The sequence below is a fragment of the Streptomyces coryli genome, assembly GCF_011044975.1.
In the GTDB taxonomy this organism is placed as follows: Bacteria; Actinomycetota; Actinomycetes; order Streptomycetales; family Streptomycetaceae; genus Streptomyces; species Streptomyces coryli.
Map to the genome: position 1 here is coordinate 1 of NZ_JAAKZV010000072.1, position 26,352 is coordinate 26,352.

29 protein-coding genes and 6 tRNA genes are annotated in these 26,352 nt (G+C 71.5%); 12 read left to right on the forward strand and 23 right to left on the reverse strand.

All coding sequences use genetic code 11. From position 1 onward, the window contains the following. Positions 1-34: 34 nt before the first annotated feature. From pdxS to pgsA, 5 genes are all read right to left on the reverse strand, one after another. Entirely contained in the window at positions 35-943 is a 909-nt protein-coding gene (pdxS, locus tag G5C51_RS17880; protein ID WP_165238512.1) for a pyridoxal 5'-phosphate synthase lyase subunit PdxS, read from the reverse strand. Positions 944-1,097: 154 nt separating this feature from the next. Further along, positions 1,098-1,643, reverse strand: coding sequence for a hypothetical protein (locus G5C51_RS17885; protein WP_165238513.1), 546 nt, complete (start codon positions 1,641-1,643; stop codon positions 1,098-1,100). Between the two features lie 50 nt (positions 1,644-1,693). Further along, a complete protein-coding gene (locus G5C51_RS17890; protein WP_165238515.1) occupies positions 1,694-2,863 on the reverse strand; it encodes a glycosyltransferase in 1,170 nt (389 codons plus the stop codon). Further along, the gene (locus tag G5C51_RS17895) at positions 2,860-3,777 is read right to left on the reverse strand and encodes a phosphatidylinositol mannoside acyltransferase (protein WP_165238517.1); all 918 of its coding nucleotides are present in this window, start codon (positions 3,775-3,777) and stop codon (positions 2,860-2,862) included. The genes G5C51_RS17890 and G5C51_RS17895 overlap by 4 nt, the downstream gene beginning before the upstream one ends. Further along, the gene (pgsA, locus tag G5C51_RS17900) at positions 3,774-4,427 is read right to left on the reverse strand and encodes a phosphatidylinositol phosphate synthase (RefSeq protein ID WP_165238519.1); all 654 of its coding nucleotides are present in this window, start codon (positions 4,425-4,427) and stop codon (positions 3,774-3,776) included. The genes G5C51_RS17895 and pgsA overlap by 4 nt, the downstream gene beginning before the upstream one ends. Before the next feature lie 191 nt (positions 4,428-4,618). Here pgsA and G5C51_RS17905 point away from each other — a divergent pair, with 191 nt between their 5' ends. Both G5C51_RS17905 and G5C51_RS17910 read left to right on the forward strand, forming a co-directional pair. Then, a complete protein-coding gene (locus tag G5C51_RS17905) occupies positions 4,619-6,811 on the forward strand; it encodes an elongation factor G-like protein EF-G2 (RefSeq protein WP_165238521.1) in 2,193 nt (730 codons plus the stop codon). 91 nt (positions 6,812-6,902) lie between these two features. Then, positions 6,903-8,549 carry a hypothetical protein gene (locus G5C51_RS17910; protein WP_165238566.1) on the forward strand — a complete coding sequence of 549 codons (1,647 nt, stop codon included), beginning with the start codon at positions 6,903-6,905 and terminating at the stop codon, positions 8,547-8,549. A gap of 3 nt (positions 8,550-8,552) precedes the next feature. On the opposite strand, the gene G5C51_RS17915 is transcribed toward G5C51_RS17910, so the two are convergent. Beyond that, on the reverse strand, positions 8,553-10,007 hold the full coding sequence (locus tag G5C51_RS17915; RefSeq protein WP_240929735.1) for an aminotransferase-like domain-containing protein: 1,455 nt from the start codon (positions 10,005-10,007) through the stop codon (positions 8,553-8,555). 63 nt (positions 10,008-10,070) lie between these two features. Here G5C51_RS17915 and G5C51_RS17920 point away from each other — a divergent pair, with 63 nt between their 5' ends. Beyond that, complete coding sequence (locus G5C51_RS17920; RefSeq protein ID WP_165238523.1) at positions 10,071-11,255, forward strand: trans-sulfuration enzyme family protein; 1,185 nt, start codon at positions 10,071-10,073, stop codon at positions 11,253-11,255. Between the two features lie 93 nt (positions 11,256-11,348). Here G5C51_RS17920 and G5C51_RS17925 read toward each other — a convergent pair whose 3' ends face one another. From G5C51_RS17925 to G5C51_RS17940, 4 genes are all read right to left on the reverse strand, one after another. Then, positions 11,349-11,909 carry an HIT family protein gene (locus G5C51_RS17925; protein WP_165238525.1) on the reverse strand — a complete coding sequence of 187 codons (561 nt, stop codon included), beginning with the start codon at positions 11,907-11,909 and terminating at the stop codon, positions 11,349-11,351. Positions 11,910-11,913: 4 nt separating this feature from the next. Then, positions 11,914-13,896 (reverse strand): threonine--tRNA ligase, encoded by a 1,983-nt coding sequence (thrS, locus tag G5C51_RS17930; RefSeq protein ID WP_165238527.1) that lies wholly within the window; start codon positions 13,894-13,896, stop codon positions 11,914-11,916. A gap of 95 nt (positions 13,897-13,991) precedes the next feature. After that, positions 13,992-15,158, reverse strand: coding sequence for a hypothetical protein (locus tag G5C51_RS17935; RefSeq protein WP_165238528.1), 1,167 nt, complete (start codon positions 15,156-15,158; stop codon positions 13,992-13,994). Then, positions 15,155-15,721 carry a DUF4365 domain-containing protein gene (locus G5C51_RS17940; RefSeq protein WP_165238530.1) on the reverse strand — a complete coding sequence of 189 codons (567 nt, stop codon included), beginning with the start codon at positions 15,719-15,721 and terminating at the stop codon, positions 15,155-15,157. The genes G5C51_RS17935 and G5C51_RS17940 overlap by 4 nt, the downstream gene beginning before the upstream one ends. A gap of 167 nt (positions 15,722-15,888) precedes the next feature. Between G5C51_RS17940 and G5C51_RS17945 the strand changes: the two genes are divergently transcribed. Then, positions 15,889-16,626 (forward strand): exonuclease domain-containing protein, encoded by a 738-nt coding sequence (locus G5C51_RS17945; protein WP_165238532.1) that lies wholly within the window; start codon positions 15,889-15,891, stop codon positions 16,624-16,626. A gap of 49 nt (positions 16,627-16,675) precedes the next feature. On the opposite strand, the gene G5C51_RS17950 is transcribed toward G5C51_RS17945, so the two are convergent. The 4 genes from G5C51_RS17950 to G5C51_RS17965 all read right to left on the reverse strand — a co-directional run bounded on the left by G5C51_RS17950 (position 16,676) and on the right by G5C51_RS17965 (position 17,828). Further along, a tRNA-Val gene (locus tag G5C51_RS17950) sits at positions 16,676-16,747 on the reverse strand. Positions 16,748-16,785: 38 nt separating this feature from the next. Beyond that, on the reverse strand, positions 16,786-17,256 hold the full coding sequence (locus G5C51_RS17955; protein WP_165238534.1) for an SRPBCC family protein: 471 nt from the start codon (positions 17,254-17,256) through the stop codon (positions 16,786-16,788). A gap of 1 nt (position 17,257) precedes the next feature. Next, positions 17,258-17,329, reverse strand: a tRNA-Val gene (locus tag G5C51_RS17960). Between the two features lie 49 nt (positions 17,330-17,378). Next, the gene (locus tag G5C51_RS17965) at positions 17,379-17,828 is read right to left on the reverse strand and encodes a TIGR02611 family protein (RefSeq protein WP_165238536.1); all 450 of its coding nucleotides are present in this window, start codon (positions 17,826-17,828) and stop codon (positions 17,379-17,381) included. Positions 17,829-18,042: 214 nt separating this feature from the next. On the opposite strand from G5C51_RS17965, the gene G5C51_RS17970 reads away from it, so the two are divergent. After that, on the forward strand, positions 18,043-18,456 hold the full coding sequence (locus G5C51_RS17970; RefSeq protein ID WP_003959770.1) for an SsgA family sporulation/cell division regulator: 414 nt from the start codon (positions 18,043-18,045) through the stop codon (positions 18,454-18,456). A 175-nt stretch (positions 18,457-18,631) separates the two neighbouring features. After that, positions 18,632-19,168 (forward strand): CGNR zinc finger domain-containing protein, encoded by a 537-nt coding sequence (locus tag G5C51_RS17975; RefSeq protein WP_165238538.1) that lies wholly within the window; start codon positions 18,632-18,634, stop codon positions 19,166-19,168. Here the strand turns inward: G5C51_RS17975 and G5C51_RS17980 are convergent. Next, on the reverse strand, positions 19,155-19,301 hold the full coding sequence (locus G5C51_RS17980; protein ID WP_165238540.1) for a hypothetical protein: 147 nt from the start codon (positions 19,299-19,301) through the stop codon (positions 19,155-19,157). The genes G5C51_RS17975 and G5C51_RS17980 overlap by 14 nt on opposite strands. Positions 19,302-19,371: 70 nt before the next feature. After that, positions 19,372-19,836, reverse strand: coding sequence for a hypothetical protein (locus G5C51_RS17985; protein ID WP_165238542.1), 465 nt, complete (start codon positions 19,834-19,836; stop codon positions 19,372-19,374). Between the two features lie 112 nt (positions 19,837-19,948). Here G5C51_RS17985 and G5C51_RS17990 point away from each other — a divergent pair, with 112 nt between their 5' ends. Continuing rightward, positions 19,949-20,470 carry a DsbA family protein gene (locus G5C51_RS17990; RefSeq protein WP_165238544.1) on the forward strand — a complete coding sequence of 174 codons (522 nt, stop codon included), beginning with the start codon at positions 19,949-19,951 and terminating at the stop codon, positions 20,468-20,470. Between the two features lie 4 nt (positions 20,471-20,474). Here G5C51_RS17990 and G5C51_RS17995 read toward each other — a convergent pair whose 3' ends face one another. From G5C51_RS17995 to G5C51_RS18005, 3 genes are read right to left on the reverse strand one after another with little or no spacing between them, the layout of a single operon-like run. Continuing rightward, positions 20,475-21,311 carry a GNAT family N-acetyltransferase gene (locus G5C51_RS17995; protein ID WP_165238546.1) on the reverse strand — a complete coding sequence of 279 codons (837 nt, stop codon included), beginning with the start codon at positions 21,309-21,311 and terminating at the stop codon, positions 20,475-20,477. A gap of 26 nt (positions 21,312-21,337) precedes the next feature. Next, complete coding sequence (locus G5C51_RS18000; protein ID WP_165238548.1) at positions 21,338-22,159, reverse strand: aminotransferase class IV; 822 nt, start codon at positions 22,157-22,159, stop codon at positions 21,338-21,340. Beyond that, positions 22,156-23,223, reverse strand: a complete 1,068-nt coding sequence (locus tag G5C51_RS18005) for a chorismate-binding protein (protein ID WP_165238550.1) — start codon at positions 23,221-23,223, stop codon at positions 22,156-22,158. The genes G5C51_RS18000 and G5C51_RS18005 overlap by 4 nt, the downstream gene beginning before the upstream one ends. 105 nt (positions 23,224-23,328) lie before the next feature. Here G5C51_RS18005 and G5C51_RS18010 point away from each other — a divergent pair. From G5C51_RS18010 to G5C51_RS18030, 5 genes are all read left to right on the forward strand, one after another. Then, positions 23,329-23,401: transfer RNA gene (locus G5C51_RS18010), tRNA-Gly, on the forward strand. A 27-nt stretch (positions 23,402-23,428) separates the two neighbouring features. After that, positions 23,429-23,499, forward strand: a tRNA-Cys gene (locus G5C51_RS18015). Positions 23,500-23,502: 3 nt separating this feature from the next. Further along, positions 23,503-23,574: transfer RNA gene (locus G5C51_RS18020), tRNA-Val, on the forward strand. Between the two features lie 116 nt (positions 23,575-23,690). Further along, positions 23,691-23,912 carry a hypothetical protein gene (locus G5C51_RS18025; RefSeq protein WP_165238552.1) on the forward strand — a complete coding sequence of 74 codons (222 nt, stop codon included), beginning with the start codon at positions 23,691-23,693 and terminating at the stop codon, positions 23,910-23,912. Positions 23,913-23,988: 76 nt separating this feature from the next. Next, positions 23,989-24,063 (forward strand) — tRNA-Val (locus tag G5C51_RS18030). A gap of 61 nt (positions 24,064-24,124) precedes the next feature. On the opposite strand, the gene G5C51_RS18035 is transcribed toward G5C51_RS18030, so the two are convergent. The 4 genes from G5C51_RS18035 to G5C51_RS18050 form a co-directional block, all read right to left on the reverse strand. Then, positions 24,125-24,415, reverse strand: coding sequence for a TFIIB-type zinc ribbon-containing protein (locus G5C51_RS18035; protein ID WP_165238554.1), 291 nt, complete (start codon positions 24,413-24,415; stop codon positions 24,125-24,127). A 44-nt stretch (positions 24,416-24,459) separates the two neighbouring features. Then, entirely contained in the window at positions 24,460-25,362 is a 903-nt protein-coding gene (locus G5C51_RS18040) for a phosphotransferase family protein (RefSeq protein WP_338118194.1), read from the reverse strand. Positions 25,363-25,506: 144 nt separating this feature from the next. Next, complete coding sequence (locus tag G5C51_RS18045; RefSeq protein WP_206313996.1) at positions 25,507-25,734, reverse strand: hypothetical protein; 228 nt, start codon at positions 25,732-25,734, stop codon at positions 25,507-25,509. Positions 25,735-25,923: 189 nt separating this feature from the next. Then, the gene (locus G5C51_RS18050) at positions 25,924-26,181 is read right to left on the reverse strand and encodes a hypothetical protein (protein ID WP_165238556.1); all 258 of its coding nucleotides are present in this window, start codon (positions 26,179-26,181) and stop codon (positions 25,924-25,926) included. Positions 26,182-26,352: the final 171 nt, after the last annotated feature.

Sequence of the window (26,352 nt, forward strand, 5' to 3'; positions counted from 1 at the left end):
CTGCACCGGGGGCGGAGCCCCCGGTGCAGCGCCCCTACCAGCCGCGACCCGCGTATCGCTCCTGCTCGGACAGCGTGTCGATGTTGATGCCCACCATCGCCTCGCCAAGGTTCCGGGACGCGTCGGCGATGATCTTCGGGTCGTCGAAGAAGGTCGTCGCCTTCACGATCGCCGCGGCGCGCTTCGCCGGGTCGCCGGACTTGAAGATGCCGGAGCCCACGAAGACGCCCTCGGCGCCCAGCTGGCGCATCAGCGCCGCGTCCGCCGGGGTGGCGACGCCGCCCGCGGAGAAGAGCACCACCGGCAGCTTGCCGAGCCGCGCGACCTCCGCGACCAGCTCGTACGGAGCGCGCAGCTCCTTCGCCGCGGCGTACAGCTCGTGGTTGTCGTAACCGCGCAGCTTCGCGATGTCGCCCTTGATCTGGCGGAGGTGGCGGACGGCCTCGACCACGTTGCCCGTGCCGGCCTCGCCCTTGGAGCGGATCATGGCCGCGCCCTCGGCGATGCGGCGCAGCGCCTCGCCGAGGTTGGTGGCGCCGCAGACGAACGGCGTGGTGAAGGAGAACTTGTCGGAGTGGTTGACCTCGTCGGCCGGGGTCAGCACCTCGGACTCGTCGATGTAGTCGACGCCGAGCGACTGCAGCACCTGGGCCTCGACGAAGTGGCCGATGCGGGACTTCGCCATGACCGGGATGGAGACGGCCTCGATGATGCCCTCGATCATGTCCGGGTCGGACATGCGGGCCACGCCGCCGTCCTTGCGGATGTCGGCGGGGACGCGCTCGAGCGCCATCACCGCGACCGCACCCGCGTCCTCGGCGATCTTCGCCTGCTCGGGCGTGACGACGTCCATGATCACGCCGCCCTTGAGCTGCTCGGCCATGCCGCGCTTCACGCGGGCGGTGCCGGTCTCAGGGTTCGGGGACTGGTTCTCGGTGGACACGGTGTGACCTCACTACGGTGACGGATGAAGCGATGTATCTATCGTAGGCGCGTTCGGACGCAACTCCGACCGCAGGTCGGAGGCCCTACGCCACACCCAGCCAAGCGCAGGCCGCCCGGCCCGGGAAAGAGCCAATCGCAAAGCCGTGGCGTCCTTACCGCGCCGACACCCGCTCCATCAGCGCCGCCGGCGGCTCGTCGTCCATCTCGACGGCCAGCGGGAACGGGGCGTGCCCGGCCAGCCGGAACAGCCGCACCTTCTTGTGCCGCCGCAGCGCCCGCGCCGCCCGGACCGCGTCATTGTGGAACCGCCGCGCCATCGGCACCTTCCGCGACGCCGCCGCCAGCTCCGTGATCGCCTCCTCGCCGCCGGGCGCGTCCCGTACCGCCTCGACCTGCTGCGGCTCCTCGAAGACCGCCCGCAGCGCCTGGCTGAGGTCGCTCTCGGCCACCTCGCGCTGCTCGGTCTCGGCCTGCCGGGCGGAGTGCGCGGCCTGGTAGACGACGATGGCCGCCGCCGGGTCCAGCAGCCCGCTCGTGGCCAGCTCCTGCGCCACCGACGCCCGGCGCACCAGCTGCGCGTCCAGCGCGGCCCTGGCCGCGTCGATACGGGCGTGCAGCCGGTCGAGGCGGCCGGCGGTCCAGCTGAGGTAGATGCCGATGACGGCGAGTGCGGCCGCGATCGCGATGAGGGTGGTCACGTGGCGAAAGGCTAGCGGTTACGGGCTTCCCCGCGGTCGCGCGCCCGGCCCTAGTCCCGCGCCAGCCCCAGCCGCGTCGCCCACCGGCCCGCCGAGCGCTCGTCCTCGGCCGCCACCGGCGGCGCGCCCGAGGTCACCGTCTCGTAGACCGCGAGGATGTCCGCCCCGACCGTCGACCAGTCGAAGCGCTGCACATGCCGGGAGCCCCGCTCGCGCAGCTCGTCCCGCCGTGCGGGGTCCTTGAGCAGCGCCACGGCCTTCTCGGCCAGCGCGTCCGCGTCCTCGTTGGCGAACAGCTCGCCCGCCTCGCCGCCGTCCAGCACCTGCGCGAAGGCGTCCAGGTCCGACGCCAGCACCGGCGCCCCGGCCGACATCGCCTCGACGAGGATGATCCCGAACGACTCGCCGCCGGTGTTCGGCGCCACGTACACGTCCACGCTGGCCAGCAGCCGCGCCTTGTCCTCGTCGCTCACCATGCCGAGGAACTCGACCCGCTCGCGCATCTCGGGCGGGAGAGCGGCCACGGCCTCCTCCTCGTCGCCGCGCCCGGCGACCAGCAGCCGGGTGTCCGGCAGCTCCTCGAGGATCCGCGGCAGCGCCGCCATCAGCACCGGCAGGCCCTTGCGCGGCTCGTCGATGCGGCCGACGAAGCCGATCGTGCCGCCCTGCCACTCGGGCTTGGGGTCGACCTGGTCGAAGAAGCCGACGTCGACCCCGTTCGGGATCACCACCGCGTCCCCGCCCAGGTGCTCCACCAGCGTCCGGCGGGCGTATTCGCTCACCGCGATCCGGGCGCTGATCTTCTCCAGCGCGGACTGCAGGATGCCGTACGCCGCGATCATGCTCCGCGACCGCGGATTCGAGGTGTGGAAGGTGCCGACGATCGGGCCCTGCGCCGCCCAGCAGGCCAGTAGGGCCAGCGACGGGGTGGCCGGCTCGTGGATGTGCAGGACGTCGAAGTCCCACTCGTGCAGCCAGCGCCGTACCCGCGCGGCCGACAGGAAGCCGAAGTTGATCCGGGCCACCGAGCCGTTGTACGGCACCGGCACCGCCCGCCCCGCCGAGACGACATACGGCGGCAGCACCGTCTCGTCGTCCGCGGGCGCCAGCACCGACACCTCGTGCCCGGCGTTGATCAGCCACTCCGCCAGGTCGCGCACGTGGAACTGGACGCCGCCGGGCACGTCCCAGGAGTACGGGCAGACGATCCCGATCCTCACCGCGGCTCCCGTAGCGCCTCGCGGTGGGCGGGCTCGAGGTCCTCGAGCCAGAAGCGCTGCAGCATGTGCCAGTCCTCGGGGTGGTCGCGGATGCCGGAGGCGAAGTCGTTCGCCATCGCCTGCGTCATGGCCTTGGTCTTCTCCGCCCGGGTGCCGGTCTCCGGCACCTCGACGGCCTGGTGCACGCGGCCCTGCAGTATCGGCGAGTCGTCGTACCAGAGGGTGACCGGCAGCAGCAGCGCCCCGGTCTGCTGCGCGAGCATCGCGGGGCCCGCGGGCATCCGGGCCGTGGCGCCGAAGAAGTCGACCCCGACGCCCGACGACGACAGGTCGCGGTCCGCCACCAGGCACACCAGGCCGCCGTCGCGCAGCCGCTTGGCGAGGGTGCCGAAGGCGCGGCCGCCGGTGTGCGGGAGCACCTCCATGCCGAGGGATTCGCGGTACGCCACGAAGCGGTCGTACAGCGTCTCGGGCTTCAGCCGCTCCTGGACGGTGGTGAAGGGGACGCCGAGCTTGGTGGTGACCCAGGCGCCGGCGAGGTCCCAGTTGCCCATGTGCGGCAGCGCCAGCACTATGCCGCGGCCGGACGCGAGGCCGTCCTCCAGCAGGTGGATGTCCTTGGGATCGAAGCCATTGCGGATCCGGTCCTTCGACCAGGCGGGCAGCCGGAAGGACTCCATCCAGTAGCGCATGTACGAGCGCATCCCGGCCCGGGTCAGCTCCGCGAGCTCGGGCGCGGTCGCGTCCGGGCGCACCCGGGCGAGGTTCGAGCGCAGCCGGCGCACGCCCTTGCCGCCGCGCCGCCAGGCCGTGTCCGCGATCTGCCGGCCGAGCGCCCGCGCGGCGGGCTCCGGCAGCTTCTTCACGCCGGCCCAGCCGGCGCCGTAGAGCCCGTCGGTGAGGCGTTCCTTCATGCTGCGGCCTCTCCCCCCTCGGCGTCGGCCTCGGCAGACTCCCGCCGCACGGTCACCACGCGCTGCCCCAGGGTGATGAGGCTGCCCACGGCGACGATCCACAACGCGATCGGCAGCAGCACGTCGATGTGCGGGACGCCGAACTTGTGCAGCCCGGAGAGCCCGGCGAGGACGAGCGTGATGACGAGACGCTCGGCCCGCTCGATGAGGCCGTTGACGTTGACGGGCAGCCCGATCGACTCCCCGCGCGCCTTCGTGTACGAGACCACCTGCCCACTCGCGAGGCAGAACAACGTGACGGCGCACATCACGAGGCTGTCGCCGCGGCCCGCGTACCAGAGCGCGATGCCGCTGAAGACGGCCGCGTCGGCGACCCGGTCCAGCGTCGAGTCGAGGAAGGCGCCCCACCGGCTGGAGACGCCGGACTGCCGGGCCATGTTCCCGTCGACGAGATCCGAGAACACGAAAAGCGTGATGACGACCGTGCCCCAGAAGAATTCGCCCTGCGGATAAAAGATCAGCGCCCCGGCCATCACGCCGAGCGTCCCCAGCAGGGTGACCGCGTCGGGGCTCACTCCGCGGCGCAGGAGAAAAGCGGCGAACGGAGTGAGGACACGCGTGAAGAAAGCACGCGCGTACTTGTTCAGCATGGCCTTCCCGAGGTTCGGCGAGGGCAGCGTTTTCCGCTGCTGGGCTGGCCCATCGTAGCCACGACCCGGCGCTTGTCGCCGTACGGGTACCCCCGGCCGTGCCGGTGCGTGTGCCAGCTATGGACGCACCGTGATCACGGTGCAAAGCTCGAAGTCCCGAAGGTGTCGAACCTCGGAAGGCGGGACTACACATGGGTGACAAATCGAGTGCACACCCCGGAGCCGCCGGCAGGGCAGCGGCGGCCGCCCGGCCCTCCTCCATTCGGAACGTGGTGCTGGTCGGCCATAGCGGGTCCGGGAAGACGACCCTGGTCGAAGCGCTGGCGCAGACCGCGGGAGCGGTCCAGCGGGCGGGCCGGGTCGAGGACGGCGGATGTTTGTCCGACTACGACGAGATCGAGCACCGGCAGCAGCGCTCCGTGCAGCTGTCCCTGGTGCCGGTCGAGTGGAAGGACACCAAGATCAATCTGCTGGACACCCCGGGATACGCCGATTTCGTCGGAGAGCTGAGGGCCGGTCTGCGGGCTGCGGACGCGGCCCTTTTCATCGTCTCGGCGGCGGACGGCGTGGACGGCGCGACCCGCATGGTCTGGGAGGAGTGCGCGGCCGTCGGGATGCCGCGCGCCATCGTCGTCACGCATCTGGACGCGGCGAGAGCCGACTTCGACGAGATGAACGCGATCTGCCGCCGGGTCTTCGGCGGCGACGACCCCGACGCGGTGCTGCCGCTCTACCTTCCGCTGCACGGCGAGGAGGGCCCCGACGGCACGGCGCCCGTGGCCGGCCTCATCGGCCTGCTGAGCCAGCGGATCTTCGACTACTCGTCGGGCGCCCGCACGGAGAGCCCGCCGGACGACGAGCACCTCCCGCTGATCGAGGAGGCCCGCAACCGGCTGATCGAGGGCATCATCGCCGAGAGCGAGGACGAGACCCTCATGGACCGCTATCTCGGCGGCGAGGACGTCGAGGTCAAGACGCTGATCGACGATCTGGAAAAGGCCGTCGCGCGCGGCGTCTTCCACCCGGTGCTGGCGGCCGCGCCCGCCCCCGAGGACGGCACCCAGGGGCTCGGCACCGTAGAGCTGCTGGAGCTGATCACCGGCGGGTTCCCGACGCCGGAGGAGCGCGAGATCCCGGCCGTTGCGACGCCGGCCGGCAAGCCGCGGCCGCCGCTGACCTGCGACCCGAAGGGCCCGCTGGCCGCCGAGGTGGTGAAGACCTCGTCCGACCCGTATGTCGGCAGGCTGTCGCTGCTGCGGATCTTCTCCGGCACGCTGCGTACCGACGCCACGGTGCACGTCTCCGGGCACGGCCTGGAGGACCGCGGCCACGAGGACCACGACGTGGACGAGCGCATCGGCGCGCTCACCTCCCCCTTCGGCAAGCAGCAGCGCACGCTGCCGGAGGCGATCGCCGGCGACATCGCCTGCGTCGGCAAGCTGACCCGCGCGGAGACCGGCGACACGATCTCGGCGAAGGACGACCCGCTGCTCATGGAGCCGTGGGTGATGCCGGATCCGCTGCTCCCGGTGGCGATCGCCGCGCACACCAAGCAGGACGAGGACAAACTCTCCCAGGGCCTGTCACGGCTGGTCGCCGAGGACCCGACGATGCGCCTGGAGCAGAACCAGGACACCGGCCAGGTCGTGCTCTGGTGCCTGGGCGAGGCGCACATCGACGTCGCGCTCGAGCGGCTGCGGACGCGTTACGGCGTACAGGTCGACGCCGTACCGCACAAGGTGTCGCTGCGCGAGACGTTCGCCGGCAAGGCGGCCGCGCGCGGCCGGCATGTGAAGCAGTCCGGCGGCCACGGCCAGTACGCCATCTGCGAGATCGAGGTGGAGCCGCTGCCGCAGGGCTCGGGCGTCGAGTTCGTGGACAAGGTGGTCGGCGGCGCGGTGCCGCGGCAGTTCATCCCGTCGGTGGAGAAGGGCGTACGCGCCCAGGCCGCCAAGGGTGTGGCGACCGGCTACCCGCTGGTGGACATCAAGGTCACCCTCTTCGACGGCAAGGCGCACTCGGTGGACTCCTCCGACGCCGCCTTCCAGACGGCGGGCGCGCTCGCGCTGCGCGAGGCGGCGGCCCAGGTGCAGATCCATCTCCTGGAGCCGGTCGCGGAGTTGCGGGTGCTGGTGGCGGACGAATACGTCGGCCCGGTGATGAGCGACCTGTCCGGGCGGCGCGGCCGCGTGGTGGGTACGGAGCAGTCCCCGGGCGGGCGCACGCTGGTGCGCGCGGAGGTCCCGGAGATCGAGATCGGCCGGTACGCGGTCGACCTGCGCTCGATCTCGCACGGCACCGGTCGGTTCGACCGGAGTTACGCCCGGCACGAGCCGATGCCGCCGCAGCTGGCCGCGAAGATCCGTGAACAGGAGGGCGACTGAGGTTGGCTCTCGCTAGCCTTGGGCACAAGGTGTGCAGGCACAGCGATAGTTGAATCCGGTGGGGGCGGTAGTGGCGACGTCATTCGACGGCATGGATCTGGACCTGCGGCCCGGTGCGGAAGTTCCGCTCTCCGGTGCCGCGGGCCAGACCGCTGCCACCCATGCCCTCGCCTCCGCCGCCTACCGCGACGGCCCCGTCCAGGGCCTGATGAAGGCCGACAACGACTGGGCCAAGTCGGAGTTCAAGAAGGGCAAGCTGTCGCTCTTCGAGCCCAACCTCGGCGAGGCGTTCTCCCGCGCCGTCCAGGTCAGGATGCTCGGCGGCGCCCGCAAGCAGATGATCCAGTCCTTCGGCACCGAGCCGCAGTCCGTCGTCGAGCACTGCCTGGCGGCCAATCGCATCCGCCGCGAGCGGGACGCCCGGCTGACCGCGCTGATGGCCGTCTTCGGCCTGCTCTTCCTCCCCGGCACCCTGCTCTGGCTCGGCGCCTTCCAACTGCGCCGTACGATCGCGGGCGCCCAGGACAAGCGGGCCGGGGCGCTCGGCGTCGCCGCGCTGGTCGCCTTCGGCGTGCTGGCGCTGCTCCTCTTCGTCCGCTTCCCGCTCAGCGGCTTCTGGGGGCTTTACGCGCGGGCCGCGCTGATCGCCCCGGTGGTCGGCTGGCTGTGGGCGAAGCAGGTCTGCGAGAAGTACGCGAAGGACCTGCGCTCGCGCTGGGGCGGACTGCTCTCCGGCGGCGGCGTGCCAGCGAAGATCCCGGAGGCGGTGCCCCGCGCTCCGGGCGAATCCAGCGCCGAGAAACTGCGCCGCAGCCTCGCGCAGCTCTCCGCCGAACAGCAGAGCAACATCGTCTTCTACGCGGGCCCCAAGGGAATACTGGGCATGGGCACGCGCTGGGGCGCCTGGCAGCTCGCCGAGGACCTCGTCCCGCGCGAACCGGACTCCGAGATCCACCCGTTCCGCAGCTGGGATGTCATCAAGTCGATCCACGACCAGCTGCGGATGCTGGAGCGCGGCCCGCTGCACTCCGGGGGCTTCCCCACACCGTCAATAAAGCACTGGATCGTCTCTCCCGTCGGCGAGAAGGCGACGGAGGTGGAGCGGCCGAAGGGCGCCGAGGTCGACGGGTATCAGATAAAGGATTTCGAGATCCAGCGGATCTGCAACGAGCAGCAGTTCGGCAGCGGCAACAGGCATTACCTCGGCGTGCAGTTCACCCTCTGGGACGGCCAGCTGGTCATCACCCTGATGATCACGGTGACGGTGCTGCACCACACGCTGCGCATCGAGGTCACCGGGCACGCGCTCGGCCCGGTCCACTCGCTCTTCACGACGAAGCCGAAGCCGGAGGAGCGGGAGGTCTCCCGGAGCGTGAAGTTCTGGGAGACGAAGACCAAGACGCTGCCGCTGGTGAAGGTCAACGAGGTGGTCCGGCTGACCGCGCGGGCCCCGTTCACGTGGGTGCCGCCGCTGGGCGACTGGCTCGGCGGCAAGCTGAAGCTGCCGGAGCCGTTCGGGCTGCGCCACGTATGGGCGGACAAGCCGTGGCGGCACCGCTTCATGGCCGACGACGCGCTGCGCGCGGCCACCCCGGTGCTGCGCGTCGTGCACGCCGCGGCGATGAAGGTCCTCGAGGACAACGGCGCCGACATCGAACGCTTCGACAACCGCTCGAAGTTCCTCTCCGCCCAGGTCCAGGGCGCCACCCCGTCCCGCGCGGACCTGTACGAAGCCTGAGCGTCAGACCGTAATCCCGCCGAGCGCGGCGCCGGTGCCTTCCAGTGCGCCGCGTCCGTCGTAGGCGGCCCAGGCCGCTGCCAGCCGGTCGACGGCCTCGGTGAGTTCGGCGTCGGACGTCACGAAGTGCAGGCGCAGATACGGGCGGCTGCCGCCGGCCGCGTCCAGGCAGACGCCCGGCAGCACGCCGACCCCGTGCCGCAGCGCCAGCTGGGCGAAGGCCACCCCGTCGCCGTACGGCAGTCGCACCCACACCGTCTGCCCGCCTTGCACCGGCGGGCAGTCCCACTCCGGCAGCCGGCTGGCCAGCAGCTCGCGCAGGTGGTCGTGGCCGTGCCGCAGCTCACGGCGCCGCCGGGCGAGCAGCGCGTCGAGGCCGGACAGCAGGTCCGTGGCGACGAGTTGGGCGGGCACGTCGGTGCCGAGGTCATGCACCGCCTTCAGCCGCGCCAGCCGCGTGACCATGGCGGCCGGCGCCCGCACCCAGCCGATCCGCAGCCCGCCCCACACGACCTTGCTGAGCGAGCCGACGCTGATCACCGCGCCGTCGTCGACATAACCGGCGACCGTCGGCGGCGCCTCACCGGAGAAGGAGAGCTCGGCCGGCACCTCGTCGTCGATGAGCGGCACCCCGGCCCGCGCGGCCGCCGCCGCGATCCGCCGCCCGACGAGCGGCGGCAGCACGCTCCCGGTCGGGTTCTGGTACACGGAGCCGAGGCAGGCGAGGGCGGGCCGCTCCTCGCTCAACGTCCGTATCGCCGCCTCCGGATCCACCCCGTCGGGCCCCACCGCCACCGGACGCAGCACCGCACCCGCCTCGCGGAGCAGATCGAGCGTGCCCGGATACGTGGGCGCCTCGACCAGCACCCGGTCGCCGGGCCCCACGAGCAGCCGGGTCAGCAGCGAAAGGGCCTGCTGGCCACCGGTCGTGACGAGGATCTGCCCGGGATCGGTCGGCACGCCGCGCGCCGCGTACCGGGCGGCCACGGCGGCACGCAGCCCGTCCAGCCCCGCCGGGTGATAGCCGAGCCCGCGCGCGGGCAGCTCCATCCGCGCGTACGCCGCCCGCAGTTCGGGCGGTGGCCCGTCGGGGGCGGCGCAGCTGAGCAGGATGACGCCTGCGGGCGGCTGCAGCAGGTGCAGAAAGATCGGGTTGTCGGTCTCGGCCACATCGCCCGGCACCAGCGCCGCCTCGGCGACCCGGGTCCCGCTCCCCTGCCGCCGGACGATCCGCCCCTCGGCGCGCAGCGTCCCGTACGCGCCCACCACCGTCGTACGCCCCACGGCCAGCGCCGCGGCGAGCGCCCGCTCCGGTGGCAGCAGCGCACCGGGCCGCAGCCGCCCCTCGTCGATCAGCTCCCGGATCCGCCTGGCCAGCAGCAGATACAGCGGCCCCCGGCCCGTCGACCAGAGCCCGAGGGCGCCGACGAGATGGTCCATGTCCTCACCCTGCTCCATGACAAACCAATCTCGCAGAATTGGCTCTGCCCCGGCAATCCAATTCCCGGCAGACTCGCGGCCATGGCAACTCACCCCGACACCCGCACCGTCCACCCGCCCGCTCCCCCGGCCACCGGCAGCACCCCGGTCGGCGTGCCGCTGCACCAGAGCCACGTCTTCTCCTTCGACACCGCGGACCAGATGGCCGCGGCCTTCCAGGACCCCGACGGCGCCTTCCTCTACAGCCGCTTCGGCAACCCGACCGTCCGCACCCTGGAGCAGGCGATCTCGGACCTGGAGGGCGGCACGGGCGGCCTCGCCTTCGCCTCCGGCATGGGCGCGATCACCGGCGTGCTGCGCTCGCTGGTCTCCTCCGGCGACCACGTGATCGCGCAGCGCAGCCTGTACGGCGGCACGTACGCCACCTTCGAGGACCTGGCGGCGCGCTGGGGCGTGACGGTCACGTACGTCTCCGGCACAGACCCCGAGGAGGTACGGGCGGCGCTGACCCCGCGCACCCGCGTCCTCTACCTGGAGACCATCGCCAACCCCACCACGGCCGTGAGCGACCTCCCGGCCCTCTTCGCGGTGGCGGCGGAGGCCGGCGTGACCGGCATCGTCGACAACACCTTCGCGACCCCGCTGCTCTGCCGCCCGCTCGAGCACGGCGCGGACATCGTCATCCACTCGGCGACGAAGTACCTCGGCGGCCACGCCGACATCCTCGGCGGCGCGGCGGTCTTCCGCGACACCGCGCTCCGCCGCCGGGTGTGGGAACACGTCGTGGAGGAGGGCGCCACCCTGGACCCCTTCGCGGCCTGGCTGACCCTGCGCGGCATGTCGACCCTGGCCCTGCGCGTACACCGGCAGAGCACCACAGCCCAACTCCTGGCAGAACGCCTGGCCGCACACCCGGCCGTCACCCGCGTCCACTACGCGGGTCTGCCGGACCACCCCTCGTACGAGCGCGCCCAGCGCCTGCTGTCGGGCGGCGCAGGCGGCGTCCTGTCCTTCGACATCGCAGGCGGCCGCGAGGCGGGCCGGACCTTCATCGAGTCGGTACAGCTGGCCCTGCTGAGCCCGTCACTCGGCGACGTAAAAACGCTGGTGATGCACCCGGCGAGCACGTCCCACCGCCAACTGGACCGAACCGCCCTGGCCGCAATGGACATCGCCGAGGGCACGATCCGCATCGCGGTCGGCATCGAGCACCCGGACGACCTGTGGTCGGACATCGAGCAGGCCCTGGCAAAGGCGGCGGCCTAAGGCGCGAGGGACCACATCCCAGCCCGTCCGGCGTTTGAGGACGAGCGCCGCAGGCGCGATTCCCGCGCGCAGCGCGGGGCCAGGACCAACCGGCTACCCCCGAGGCCACGCCTCGGCAAGCATCCGCCGCGTATCGGCAAGCAGCTGCGGCAGCACCTTCGTGTGCCCGACCACCGGCATGAAGTTCGTGTCGCCGCCCCACCGCGGCACGATGTGCTGGTGCAGATGCGCGGCGATGCCCGCGCCCGCCACCGACCCCTGGTTCATGCCGATGTTGAAGCCATGCGCGCCGGAGGCGGACCGGAGCGCGCCCATCGCCTGCTTGGTGAGCTCACCGAGCTCGACCGTCTCCTCGGCGGTCAGCTCGGTGTAGTCGGCGACGTGCCGGAACGGGACGATCATCAGGTGCCCGCCGTTGTACGGATACAGGTTCAGCACCGCGTACACGGACTCGCCGCGGGCCACAACCAGCCCGTCCTCATCGGACTTCGCCGGAATCGCACAGAACGGGCAGCCGTCCTCGGCCCCGGGGCCGCTCGGCTTGTTCTCTCCCTGGATGTACGCCATCCGGTGCGGGGTCCACAGCCGCTGAAACGCGTCCGGGGACCCCACCCCGATCTGCTGCTCCGGCTCGTTGTTCATGCGGGCCAGCATATGGTCAGACCTGCACGCGGCGCTCCACCGCGTCCACGATCTCCTTGATCGCCTCGGCCTTGGGGATGCCGTTCTTCTGCGTCCCGTCGCGGTAGCGGAAGGAGACCGCGCCGGCCGCCATGTCGTCGTCGCCAGCGATGATCATGAACGGCACCTTGGCCTTCTGGGCGTTCCTGATCTTCTTCTGCATACGGTCGGACGACCCGTCGACCTCGACCCGCAGCCCCTGCTGCTTCGCCTCGGCCGCGAAGTCGTGCAGATACGGCACGTGCTCATCGCCGATCGGGATCCCGACCGCCTGCACGGGCGCCAGCCACGCAGGGAAGGCCCCGGCGTAGTGCTCCAGCAGCACAGCGAAGAAGCGCTCGATCGACCCGAACAGAGCCCGGTGGATCATCACCGGACGCTGCCGCGAGCCATCGGCCGCCGTGTACTCGAGGTCGAACCGCTCCGGCAGGTTGAAGTCGACCTGGATCGTGGACATCTGCCAGGTCCGCCCGATCGCGTCCTTCGCCTGCACGGAGATCTTCGGCCCGTAGAAGGCGGCGCCGCCCGGGTCCATGACCAGCTCGAGCCCCTGCTTCTCGGCGGCCTTGCGCAGGATCCCGGTGGCTTCCTCCCACACCTCATCCGAACCGATGAACTTCTCCGGGTCCTTGGTGGACAGCTCCAGGTAGAAGTCCTCGAGGCCGTAGTCGCGCAGCAGGTTGAGCACGAAGGTCAGCAGCGAGTCGAGCTCGTCCGCCATCTGCTCCTTGGTGCAGTAGATGTGCGCGTCGTCCTGGGTGAAGCCGCGCGCCCGCGTCAGCCCGTGCACGACGCCGGACTTCTCGTACCGGTACACGGTCCCGAACTCGAAGAGCCGCAGCGGCAGTTCGCGGTACGAACGGCCCCGCGCGTCGAAGATCAGGTTGTGCATAGGGCAGTTCATGGGCTTCAGGTAGTAGTCCGTGCCCTCGTCGAGCTGCATGGGCGGGTACATGCCGTCGGCGTACCAGTCCAGGTGCCCGGACTTCTCGAAGAGCTTCCCCTTCGTCGCGTGCGGCGTGTAGACGAACTCGTAGCCCGACTCCTCGTGCCGCTTGCGCGAGTAGTCCTCCATGACCCGGCGGATGATGCCGCCCTTGGGGTGGAAGACCGCCAGGCCCGACCCGATGTCCTCCGGAATCGAGAAGAGGTCGAGCTCGGACCCGAGCTTCCGGTGATCCCGCTTCTCGGCCTCGGCGAGGAACTCCAGATAGCCCTTCAGCTCGTCCTTCGACGGCCACGCGGTCCCGTAGATCCGCTGCAGCTGCGGGTTCTTCTCGCTGCCACGCCAGTACGCGGCGGCGGACCGCATCAGCTTGAAGGCCGGAATGAACCGGGTCGTCGGCAGGTGCGGCCCGCGGCACAGGTCCTTCCAGCACAGCTCGCCGGTCTTGGCGTCGAGGTTGTCGTAGATCGTCAGCTCGCCGGCCCCGACCTCGGCCGAGGCGCCCTCGGCGGCCTCCGCGGCAGAGCCCTTCAGCCCGATGAGCTCCAGCTTGTACGGCTCCGCGGCCAGCTCCTCGCGGGCGTCCTCATCGGTGGTCACCCGGCGCGAGAACCGCTGCCCGCGCTTCTGGATCTCCTGCATCTTCTTCTCGATGCGCTTGAGGTCCTCGGGCGTGAACGGCGTCTCGACGTCGAAGTCGTAGTAAAACCCGTCCTTGATGGGCGGCCCGATGCCGAGCTTGGCCTCGGGGAAGAGCTCCTGCACGGCCTGCGCCATCACGTGGGCGGTGGAGTGCCGCAGGATGTTCAGGCCGTCCTCCGACGAGATCTCGACGGCCTCGACCTCATCGCCGTCGGCGACCTCGTACGCCAGGTCCTTGAGTTCGCCGCCCACCCGGGCGGCGACGATCTTGCGGTCCCCCTCGAAGAGCTCGGCGGCCGTCGTGCCCGTAGTCACCGTGCGCTCTTCCCGCTCGGCGGAATCGCGGCTGATGGTCACACGGACGTCTGACACGGGTGCTCCTTCGGAGGGATTCGTCGCGGGCCTCGATCGGGCCCGCGGTGAATCGTACCGAGGCAGCGGGGCGTGGTGCGAAACGCCCGGCGGCGTCAGCTGCCGCAGGCCTCCTCGAAGAAGTCCAGATTCTCGTGCAGCGACTTCAGCGCCCGGTCCCGCTCCGCCTCATCCACTTCCACGGGCACCACCTCCGACACCCCGGTCACCCGCCGGAACCCGCCGCGGCTCTCCAGCCGCCCGCTCACCCGCACCGGCATCCCGACCAGATGCGCGTGCCCGGCGATCCGGTACGCGTCCTCGCCGAGGACGCACCGCACCTGCGCCACCTCCGCGCCCGCGATCACCCGCAGCCGCACATCCCCGTCCCCCGCCGCCGACCGGCGCCGCAGCCGCACCACGACCCCCGTCACCCGCACCGGATACGACGGCTCGTCCCGCTTGTACCGCTGCCCGGCCCGCCGCAGTACGTCCAGGTCACCGGGCGTGAACTCCACCGGCTCCGGCCGCTCCGCGAACCCCTCCGGCACCCCGACCGCGGGCGCCCAGGCCACACTCACCCGCGCCCCCTCGGTCCCCCGTACCAGCCCGACCACGGCCCCGGTCAGCTCCGCACACGCCCCCAGCTCGACGGCCGCGTCGAAGGCCTCCATCCCGCCGGTCGCCCGCGCGTAATCCGCCGCGTCCCGTACGGCATGCAGCGACCGCACCAGCACCGCCACCGCGGCCCGCCCCTCGGGCGCCGGTACGAACGCCGTGAGCCGCGCCCCGCCGCACCCGTTCCCGCCTCCGGGTCCGAGTACCACCCGCGCCACCTCGTCCGCCGCCCACACCCGGTGCCGCGCCCCGTGATACCCGGCCCGCTCCCGCGCCCCCAGCGCCGCGGCCAGCAGCATCGCCCGGCCCCCGGCCCGTAACAGCTCCTCGCCCGGCCACCCCGCGCCGGCAGGTGTGTCGCGCTCCCACCGCACCTCGTCGGCCGGCGCGGCGAGCGCGACCAGGATGTCCGTCGCCGACGGCACCGCGCTCCGGCCCAGCGCGGTCAGCGCCTCCGCGAGCAGGTCGTCGCAGTCGGGATACGCCCGGTCCGCCGGCACCAGCAGGCTGATCCCGCCGGGCCCCTCCGCCGGCGGCGTCCACCGCGCGTACCCACGGGCGGCGGCGCCGCCGCGCGAGCGCCAGCCGTGCCGCGCGAGCAGCGCGCCGAGCACGGCGGGGTCGACCGCGGCCGGGTCCGGCACCAGGCCGGGGAGGGCGCTCATGGCTTTCCCCCGCGCCCGACCCGCGTCATGATCTCGCACAGCGCCCGGTCGTCGAAGATCCGGTTCACCGGGACTCGCACGTTCGTACGGTTGCGCCCCGTGACCGGATGCCCGGCCAGATTGACCCAGTAGCAGCAGTGCCGCAGCTCCAGCCGGTCATGCCCGGCCCGTAACCATTCCTCCTGCGTACGCGGCACGAGCATCACCACCAGGATCTTGTGCACGCTCACCGGCGTGCGCGCCAGCTTCGTCAGGTGCGCGTTGTCGAGGGTGAACGAGAACGGCTTGCCCGCTGCCCGCGGCGGCACCTGGTAGGTGCATTTGAGCTGCACCTTGATGGTGACCTCGTCATCGACCGCATGGCCGGGGGCGCTGTGGCTGACGTGCCAGTCGATCCCGTTGTCGGGAAAGGGCTGGGCCAGCGAGCAGCCGGCCGCGGCTGCCACCGCGTGCAGGTAACCGACCTGCATCGTCTCCATACATGCCGTGGTGGCGAGGCTTCCGCGCAGCGATGCGTACCGCTCGGACAGCAGCCCGCCGGGTTCCGGCTGCGCCAGCGCCATCGCTGCGACTGCCTTCCGGGGTGTGCCAGTTCGAACAACTCTATTGAGGTTGTGACCGCAGCAACTGCCGCCCAAACAGCATCCGTTCACGGAGCGTACTCAGCGGGTATCACACGGTGGTACGGACACGAACACATCAACTCGCTTATGAACGCAGGGAGTCCACCGTGCAGAAGGTCGCACTCTGGCACGAGGGCGCACTCGCAGCATTCGACACCGAAACCACGGGCATAGACGTCGAGAACGACCGCATCGTGTCCGCCGCGCTCGTCGTGCAGACCCACGCCAACGCCGCCCCGCGCACCACGTCCTGGCTGGTCTCACCAGGCATCGAGGTGCCGGCGGCCGCTACCGCGATACACGGCCTGTCCAATCTCCATCTGCAGCAGTTCGGCCGCTGGCCGGCGCCGGTGATGGAGGAGGTCGGCCGCGCGCTGGCCGCCCAGAGCGCGGCGGGCGTGCCGCTGGTCATCATGAACGCGCCGTTCGATCTGACCATCCTGGACCGCGAATTGCGCCGCCATCGCGCCTCGTCGCTCAACGCCTACCTGGGCTCGGCGCCACTGTGCGTGCTCGACCCGTACGTCATGGACAAGCATCTGGACCGCTACCGCAAGGGCCGCCGCACGCTCGGCGACCTGTGCGCGCACTACGGGGTCGAGCTGTCCGAGGCGCACGAGGCGGCGGCGGACGCGCGCGCGGCGCTGCAGCTGGTACGGGCGATCGGCCGGCAGTACACGGAGCGGCTCGGCGAGATGACGGCGGCGGAGCTGCACGCCCGCCAGGCGATCTGGCACGCGGCCCAGGCCCGCGGCCTGCAGTCCTGGTTCACCCGCACCGGCTCGACGGAGACCTGCGATCCGGCGTGGCCGCTGCGTACGGGCGGCTTGGCGGACGCGGCGTAAAGACCGCTCCGAACAGCAAAAAGGGCCCTTTCGGGCCCTCTGCCAAGGGTGGGCGATACTGGGTTCGAACCAGTGACCTCTTCGGTGTGAACGAAGCGCTCTCCCACTGAGCTAATCGCCCTCGGCGACCTGAACAATACAGGTCGTGGGGCCCGAGGTTCAAACCCGATCCCGCAGCCCGCGCCGCCCGCCCCGCATCATCCACGCGTGATTGGCCCGCAGCAGCGGACGCGCGGGCACCGCGAGCCACCGCAACAGCCGCTTGTGCACGACCACTTCCTGCTCGAAGACCACGCGGGTACGGGCGCCGCCGGGCACCACGGTGAACCGCGCCCACCCCTCCAGGTCCCCGCTCAGGTCGATCTGCAGCACCCCGGCCGTACGATCGTTGCGCGCCTCCCGCGCCCCGACCCGCAGCGTGTACGGCAGCACCGACCGGAACGCCGCCGTCCCCGAGCTGGTATCGATCCGCCGCACCTCCCGCACCTGCGGCCACCACCCCGGATACTCCTCGGCCCGGGCCAGCACCTCGAACACGTCGCCGCTGGGCGCCGCGATCATCCAGACGCTGCGGAACCGGTACCGATGCAGCGAGGGGCGCCGGCCTGAGCCGACGCCCCTCGATTCCATGTGGGCGATACTGGGTTCGAACCAGTGACCTCTTCGGTGTGAACGAAGCGCTCTTCCGCTGAGCTAATCGCCCGGGTGCGGGCCCAACGTTACCCCATGTCAGGCCGCACTCACGACGACGGTCAGCGCTGCACGTTCCACGGCATCTCGAAGCCGTACTTCGACAGGTACGCCAGCAGCAGCACCGCGCAGATCGTCACCCCGACCGACGTCAGGATGATGTTCCGCCGCCGCACCGCCGGGTCGAGCGCCTTCTGGGCCGCCTCCGTGACCTTCAGCTTGGTCCACCGGAGCACCAGCCGCGCCCAGACGAACTCCGTCGCCCAGATCGCCATGCCGCCGAAGATCACGACCCAGCCGGGGCCCGGCAGCGGCAGCATGATGATCCCCGCGACCACCACGGCCAGGCCCACCACGAAGACCCCGACCTGCCAGCTGAGGTGCAGCGCCCGCCGCGCCTGCACGAACTGCGGGGCCTTCGACACCCGCTCTACCTTCTCTTTCACCCCACCGGAGTCATGGTCCGGCGCCATTGCCGCGCCATCGGCCGCGCCTCCCCTACCGGAACCCATGTCTCCGTTACTCTCCGCATTCATGCAGCCCAAACTACCCGACCCGGGAAGTTCACCGGAATGGCCCAATGGCACAAACCGCCACTAGGCCATACGAAGGCCTCGAATCATTACAAAACCGTCAGAGGGGTTTACAACCCCCCGGTAGGTGGCATGTCGACTTCGCCGACGTGCGAATCCCCGAGCGCACACTGAGCGAAAGGCCCTGGCGCTTATGAACACCACGGTCAGCTGCGAGCTGCACCTGCGCCTCGTTGTGTCGAGCGAATCATCCCTGCCTGTCCCCGCCGGTCTGCGATACGACACCGCCGACCCCTACGCCGTACACGCCACCTTCCACACCGGAGCCGAGGAGACGGTCGAATGGGTGTTCGCCCGCGATCTCCTCGCCGAGGGGCTGCACCGCCCCACGGGCACCGGTGATGTGCGGGTCTGGCCATCCCGAAGCCACGGTCAGGGCGTCGTCTGCATCGCCCTGAGCAGCCCGGAGGGCGAGGCGCTGCTGGAAGCCCCCGCGCGGGCGCTGGAGTCCTTCCTGAAGCGAACGGACGCCGCCGTGCCACCGGGCACCGAACACCGGCACTTCGATCTCGACACAGAGCTCTCCCACATCCTCGCGGAGAGCTGAGGACGCGGACCGCGCCGTCCAACTCGGGGAGACGGCGCGGTTACGGACAACCGAATAGACCGGCCACACAGCACACGGTGCCGTCGTCCGCGGCGGTCCGCACCGGCGACGGCGCCGTGCTGCCGTAGGCTCGTACCCACTGGCGACCCGAACCGGCCCAGGGGGAGCGAAACCCGTGCTGATCAACCACGACACCCGCCTGTCCCTGGAGATCGTCACGGATCTGCTCAACGCACCGCTGGCCGACCTGGCCCAGCTCCGCGGCTTCGTGGCGCGGCATGACATCAGCGGCGCGCGCACCCTGGACGAGGCGGATCTCGCGGCCGTACGGGCCGTCCGGGACCGTTTCGCGCAGGTCTTCGCCGCACCGGACACCCGCGCCGCGGCCGCCCTGGTCAACGACCTCGTGGCGAGCGCCGGCACCACGCCGCAGCTCACCGACCACGACGGCTACGACTGGCACGTGCACTACTTCGCCCCGGGCGCCACGCTCGCCGAGCATCTGGCGGCGGACTGCGGCATGGCCGTGGCGTTCCTGGTCGCCGACGGCGAGCACCAGCGCCTGCGCCGGTGCACGGCCCCGGACTGCGGCCGCGCCTTCGTGGACCTCTCCCGCAATCGCTCCCGGCGCTACTGCTCCAGCCGCACCTGCGGCAATCGCCTGCACGTCGCCGCGTACCGGGCGCGGCAGCGGGAGCTCACCATCGAATGAGGTCGTGCACGCCCGTAAGGAAGATCAGACCCCCGACCACGGTCAGAAACAGCATCAGGGGTGGCTGGGAGAGGGCGAAGAGGCAGCCCCGCTCGGATGACGGGGCCGGGGCCGCATTGGGTTCTGTGCTCATGACGGGGCCGATGATGGCGCAGCCGGGGGCACGCCAGGGTCACAACACGCCCGCCGGGGCGGGCAGTCCACTAGATCCCGTGTTTCTTGAGGATCGCCTCGATGTCGGAAAAGTCCTCGTCGCCGCCGCCGGCGGCCTTCTTGCCGGCGGGCTTCGGGGCCGGGGCGATCGCGGCGGGATCGGAGGCGGCGGGCGCGGCGGCAGGTTGACGTGCGGCCTTCGCGGCCTTGCGCTCCTTACGGGTCGGGGCCCGGCCGCCGGCGATGCGGGCGATCACCCAGAGCACCACGGCCACCGCGAGCACGCCGAAGCCGGCCCAGACCGTCGGCTTGAAGACCAGGTCCGCCGCCCACTCCCCCGATGCCTTGCCGATCTTGCCCCCGAGCTTCACCAGACCGGCCATGGCAAGGCCGACGGGCAGCAGCGACAGGGCCGCGATCTTCGTCGCCCGCAGGAAACGGCGGCGGTAGGCCGTCAGCAGCGCGATGGCCAGGCCCGCCGCGGACAGAGCGGCACACACGGTCGTGGTGAACATGACTCCATCCTGCACCCGCGGAGGTCCGGCCTGCCATGGTCCATCCCGGTCTCAGGGAGATGTCGGGGTCGTGAATCCTCCCCAGGTGCCACTCGATGAAAGACTGGCGCCCATGAGCGACCCAGCTATCACTCCCGTAACCCTCGACGTCTGGTGCGAGCTGCAGTGCCCCGATTGCCGCTCCGCGCTGGCCGACCTGCACGCCCTGCGCGAGCGCTACGGCGACCGGCTCGACATCCGGCTGCGCCACTTCCCGCTGGACAAGCACCAGCACGCCGCCGCTGCCGCGCAGGCGGCCGAGGAGGCCGCGGCGCAGCTGGGGAGCGGGACGGCCTGGCCGTATGTGGAGGCCGTGCTGGCGCGGGTGAAGGACCTGGCCGAGCAGGGTGAGCCGGTGCTGCTCGAGGTCGCCAGGGAGCAGGGCCTCGACGCGGAGGAGATGGAGACCGCGCTGATCGACGGCCGGCACTTCCTCGCCGTGGACGCGGACGAGGCCGAGGGGCGGGCGATCGGCGTCAAGGGCACACCGACGTACGAGATCGGCGGCAAGATCCTGGACGGCAGCAAGGACCAGACGGGGCTGCGGGAGCGGATCGAGGAGATCGCGGACGGGCTGCTGGGCGCGGGGTCCTAGCCGCTCAGAGCAGCGGCTTGTAGAGGTGCCAGGCGGTCGGCTCGTAGCCGAGTGACTCGTAGAGCTTCAGGGCCGGGGTGTTGCCGGCGAAGACGTTGAGGCGGAGGCGGTCCGCGCCGGCCGCCAGGGCCACCTGCTCGGCCACCAGCATCAGGGTGCGGCCATGGCCGCGGCCGCGGTGTTCCTCCCGCACCTCCACGTCGTAGACCCAGCGGACGCCCGATTCCTTCGCGCCGCCGGGGTCGATCCAGAGGATGCCCACGACCGCCCCGTCGTGCTCGAGCACGCCCAGGTGGACGCCCGGCGTGTCCAGGCCGTCCGGCAGCGACTCGGCATGGTCCCGTTCCGCCTTCGCACGCGCCTCGGCCGCCGGCACGCCGCGGTCGATCCAGTCCTGCGCGTAGGTACCGGCCGCGGCCGCCGCCCAGGCCTGGTACTCGGCGCGGGTCATCGGGCGGGGGCGGGAACCCTCCGGAAGGGACGGGGGCGTGGCCGGCAGCTGCTTGATCATGTTGCGGCTGCGTTCGACGTAGCCGAGCGCGGTGGCCAGGCGCAGCCCGGCGTCCTCCCCTGCCTGTACGGAGATCTCGACGCGTCCGCAGCCCCAGCCGCGCAGCACCTCCTCGGCGGCGAGCGCGGCGACCGTGGCGCGGCCGCGGCGGCGGTCGGGCTCGTCGATGCGCAGGTTCTCGATCCGGCCGGCGGACGAGCCCCACCTGGCATCGGTGGTGAGCGCGACCGTGCCCACGGGGCGGCCGTTGACGCACACCTCGTACGATCTGCGCCGCACTCCGCTCTCGTCGCGGGTCTCCGGTCCCGCCGGCCGCAGCGTCGTCGTCATGGCTCCCCCTCTGTTCTGTTCTGTGCTTACGGATCGATGTCCGCGGCCGACCGCTCCTCGAAGACCCGCATCGCCTTGGCCGTGACCGATCCGGACAGGCCCGGCAGCTCGCGGTCGTCGACCCGGTGCACGGCCTGGACGTCGCGCAGCGAGGAGGTCAGGAAGACCTCCTCGGCCTCGCGCAGGGCGGCGAGCGGCAGGTCGGTCTCCTGCGCGCCGGTCCACTCCACGACCAGCCGCCGGGTAATCCCGGCGAGGCAGCCGGACGCCACCGGCGGGGTGTGCAGCTCGCCGTCGAGGACGACGAAGACGTTGGAGCCGGTGCCCTCGCAGAGCCGGCCCGCGGTGTTGGCGAAGAGCGCCTCGGTGGCGCCGGCCTCGTGGGCGCGGGCGAGCGCGACGACGTTCTCGGCGTACGAGGTGGTCTTCAGGCCGGCGAGGGCGCCGTTCTCGTTACGGGTCCAGGGCACCGTCACGGCGGCGGTGCTGTCCGGGCGGCGCTTGGCCTCGCCGAGGGCGATGACCAGGGTGGGGCCGTGCTTGCCGCGGTCGGAGCCGAGCGGGGACAGGCCGCCCGTATAGGTGATGCGCAGCCGGCCGAGCGGCATCGGGTTCGCCTCGAGCACGGCGGCGCAGCCGCGCCGTACCTCGTCCAGGTCCGGCGCGGGCAGGCCGAGGCCTGCCGCGGAGCGGGTCAGGCGGTCGAGGTGCCGGGTGAGGGCGAAGGTGCGCCCGTCGGTCGCCTTGACGGTCTCGAAGATGCCGTCGCCCACCGTGAGGCCGTGGTCGAAGACGGAGACGCGTGCGTCGGCGGCCTCGTGCAGGGCGCCGTCGAGCCAGATCTTCATGAGTGGTGCGTTCCTCCGGTTCTCGCGTGCTCCTGCGACGCTATCCCGAGCAGGCGTGCTGCCTTCAACTCGGTTTCCGCCCACTCCTTCTCGGGGTCGGAGTCCCAGATGATCCCGGCGCCGGTGCCGAAGCGCAGCACCGGGCCGCCGACGGCGTCGCGGTCGATCCAGAAGGTGCGGATGCCGACCGCCAGCTCGCCGGTGCCGCGGTCGGCGTCGACCCAGCCGATGCCGCCGCAGTACGGGCCGCGGGGCGCTGTCTCCAGCGCGTCGATGATCTTCAGGGCGCTGCTCTTGGGGGCGCCGGTGACCGAGCCCGGCGGGAAGGTGGCGGCGAAGAGCTCCGGCCACCCGGCGCCGGGGGCGAGCTCGCCGCGCACGGTGGAGACGAGGTGGACGAGGCCCGGGTGCTCCTCGACGGCGCACAGCGCGGGGACGGTGACGGAGCCGGTGGCGCAGACGCGGCCGAGGTCGTTGCGGACCAGGTCCACGATCATGACGTTCTCGGCCCGCTCCTTCTCCCCGAAGTCGGCGGCGGTGCGCCCGGTGCCCTTGATCGGCCCGGACTCCACGACACGCCCGGCGCGGCGCAGGAACAGCTCCGGCGACGCGGAGGCGACCTCCACGCCGTGTGCGGGGAGCCGGACGGTGCCGGAGTGCGGGGCGGGATTGCCGCGGGCGAGGAGGGCGGTGAGGGCGTCGACGTCGGCGGCGTCCGGGTCCGGGAGGGGCGCGCTGAGCACCCGGCAGAGGTTCGCCTGGTAGACGTCGCCGGCGGCGATGTGCTCGCGGATGCGCCGCACACCCGCCATGTACGCGTCCCGGTCGAGGGATGACCACCAGGAGCCGGGGTCCGGTCCGCGCCACCGCCCGGGGGCCGGCTCAGGGCGCGCGCCCGAGGCCGCCCGCACGTCCCCGAACCGCGCGCACAGCATCTTGCCCTCGAAGTCGGCCACCACCGCCCACCAGCCGCTGGAGTCCAGCGCGGCGGGGTCCGTGGTCACGTCGCGAAGATCGCTGGCGATCACACCGCCGAAGCGGGCGAGGGGCGGGAGGTCGGGCACGTCATGAGTCTAGGACGGTGAAACGGAATTTGAGCTGGGGACGGAATCCGCTACAGTTCATGACGTCAGGCGGGGCGCGGGTAGCGCCTACTGGATCTTGACATTGCGGACGTAGCTCAGTTGGTAGAGCGCAACCTTGCCAAGGTTGAGGTCGCCGGTTCGAACCCGGTCGTCCGCTCGAAGGGGGTCTTGAAGCCCTCGATGTGGTGGAGTGGCCGAGAGGCGAGGCAACGGCCTGCAAAGCCGTCTACACGGGTTCAAATCCCGTCTCCACCTCACGCGCGATTAGCTCAGCGGGAGAGCGCTTCCCTGACACGGAAGAGGTCACTGGTTCAATCCCAGTATCGCGCACGCTGGTCAGAGGCCGTTTCCCCGGTGCGGGAGACGGCCTCTGACGTGTAACGGAGTGGCCAACTGAGCGACCGACGGCGCCGGAGTCCGCCCGGAGGCCACATACTGGCTACACGATGACTAAACGATCCGCGCCTCCGCGCCACCTCGCCACGAGCCCCTTCGCAGCTCCCGTCGTCCCCGAGGTCAAGGACTTCGCCCTGGGGGACCGTGTCTCCCATGATCGATACGGCCTGGGCCGGATCGTCGGCGTCGAGGACGGCACCGCCATGCTCGTCGACTTCGGCTCCCGCCAAGCCCGCATCGTCAGCCCGTACAACGGGATGGAGAAGCTCTGAGCCGACCAAGGCCTCGGCGGGCGGGTGGATTTGCATTGCAGGTCACGGCCGTGTCATTCTCTTCCCGCAACGCCGCGCGCGATTAGCTCAGCGGGAGAGCGCTTCCCTGACACGGAAGAGGTCACTGGTTCAATCCCAGTATCGCGCACCATCCACGACGAGGGCCCGGGTCGATGACCCGGGCCCTCGTCGTTGGTGCGTACGGGCTGCGCTCAGGACGAGAAGAGCATCTGCCCGAAGCCCTTCTTGCGGCGGCCGTGGCCGTAGTGACCACCGTGCCCGCCGCCATGCCCCCAGGCCGGGGCGGGCTGCGCGTAACCGCCGTGCTGCTGCGCCGCGGGCGGCGGGGGCGGCGCGGGCTGAGTCCACTGGGATTCGAGGCGGGTGAGCGACTCGAGCTCGCCGTAGTCGAGGAAGATGCCGCGGCAGCCGCTGCACTGCTCGATCTGGACTCCGTTGCGGTTGTACGTGTGCATGGGCGCACGGCACTTGGGACACTGCATGATCGCCTCAACTCCCCTGGAAAACCGGCGATGGTCCGGACAGCCTAAGGCGTGTCCCACTCCCCCGGACCTGCCGGTATCTCAGCAATACGGACACACGCGGCGAGCAGGTCGCGCTCGATGTCGTCCGGTTCGCGGCGCGCCGCCGCCGCGCGGGCGAGGCCCAGGGCGGCGAGCTGAACGGTGAGGGCGCGGGCGGGCAGATCGACGGCGTCGGGCCAGAGCGTGCCGGGCGGGCCCGCGACGGGGCCGCCGGCGTCCCGGTAGGCGCTCAGCAGCGCGTCCCAGTCCTCCGGGATGAGGAGTCCGGTCGCGTAGCAGGCCGCGGGGCGGGCGAGGTCCCAGGCGGGGTCGCCGAGACCGAGGTCGTCCACGTCGATGAGGAGCCACGGGCCGTCGGGCCGGGGGTGGCGGACGAGCTGGCCGAGGTGCAGGTCGCCGTGGCAGAGGATGCCGGTGGGTGGTGCGGCGGCTTCGCCTCGGGCCCAGGCGGGGAGCGTGGCCGCGGCCTGCAGCACGGCGTCGGCGCCGGGGGCGTCGGCGCTGCGGAGCCGGTGCAGGGCGCGGGCGACCTTCGCCGGGCCGCGCATGGGGGGTATGGACGCGTTCAGCGCCGCGGCCGGCGTCCGGTGCAGCCGGGCGAGCAGCCGTCCGGCGGCGGTCCAGGGTGCGGCGTCGGGGTCCTCCGGATCCACGGTGCGCCCGCGCGGCCAGGCGGTGACGACGCGGCCGTCCAGGGGCGGCTGCGGGGCGGGGAGCGGCGCGAGCAGGATGCCGCGGAGGAGCGGGTGGGCGGCGATGCGCAGGCGGGTGGCCAGGGCCTGGCTGTCCGTATCGGGGCCGTGCGCCTTGACGACGGCGTCGTCATCCCCGAGGACGAGGCCGTCGGGTCGGTCGGAGATGATCTCCGCGGGACCGGACAGGCGCCCGGCCAGATCTGCGTGCACCCGACTGAGCGTACAAAACGCAAAGCGCCCGGGCAGCTCCCCTGCTGCCCGGGCACTTTCCGTCCGTCCGCCGCACCCCCGTCCCCACGGGGTTGTCAGCCGGCTGTCCCCGGCCCGGGCCGCTCTCCCGGGCCTAGAAGCGAGTTACCGCCCCATAAGACCGGCCACGGACGACGCATTGGTGACAACCGCTTCCCAGCCGCCGAAGACGACGGCCAGGACGATCGCCAGAGGCAGCACCATGGCCACCGCCACCGCGGGGTGGCGACGGCCCGACGGCTGCACGCCGAGGCCGGCGACCGCCCGGGCACCGTGGGCAACCGTCTGCCCCGGCGTCCGGGAGCCGTGGCGCTCCGGCGTGTAGATCGTCATGCTGCCTTCTCCTTGTCCGATTCAGGGCGGCGGGCGTCTGACCTCGGGGGACGAGTGCTGCACCCGCCGCTTGACAACAACATTAGGCCCGCAAATCGCGCCGGACGTCATGCCCGGGTGCTGAATCCCGGGCCTCCCGGAGGATGACCCGGGGCCCGCTCGGATACTCCCGTGGTTGGAGAAGAGGACCTACGTCCTGGGGACATCCCCCAGGGGCTGCTCTGACTCCTCCCACCGCGGAACGGGATGCTCCACCAGCGCCAGCACCCGGGTCGACATGAATCGGGCCGTGCGCACGACGGATCCGCTGCGCGTGACCTCGCTCACCTCGACCACCCCGCGGCGCACCGACGTCTCCACCCGGCGGCCCGCCCGGGAGGCCACCATCTGGTACGTGCGCGTCGTGTCCCCCGCGTCCACGACTATCTCCACCCGGTCTCCCTTCATCGCTGATCAATCCCCCTTCTGACGCCGTGAATTGGCCTCGCCCACCCTTCCAGGATCCCACTCGGCACTGACATTCGTGAGGCGGCGCGGGCCGTACATGTGGCGCCTGTTCAGCGCGAAGCGGCGTCAAGTCCGTAAGCTGTGGGGCAGCACAACGACGGGCGAACTGGT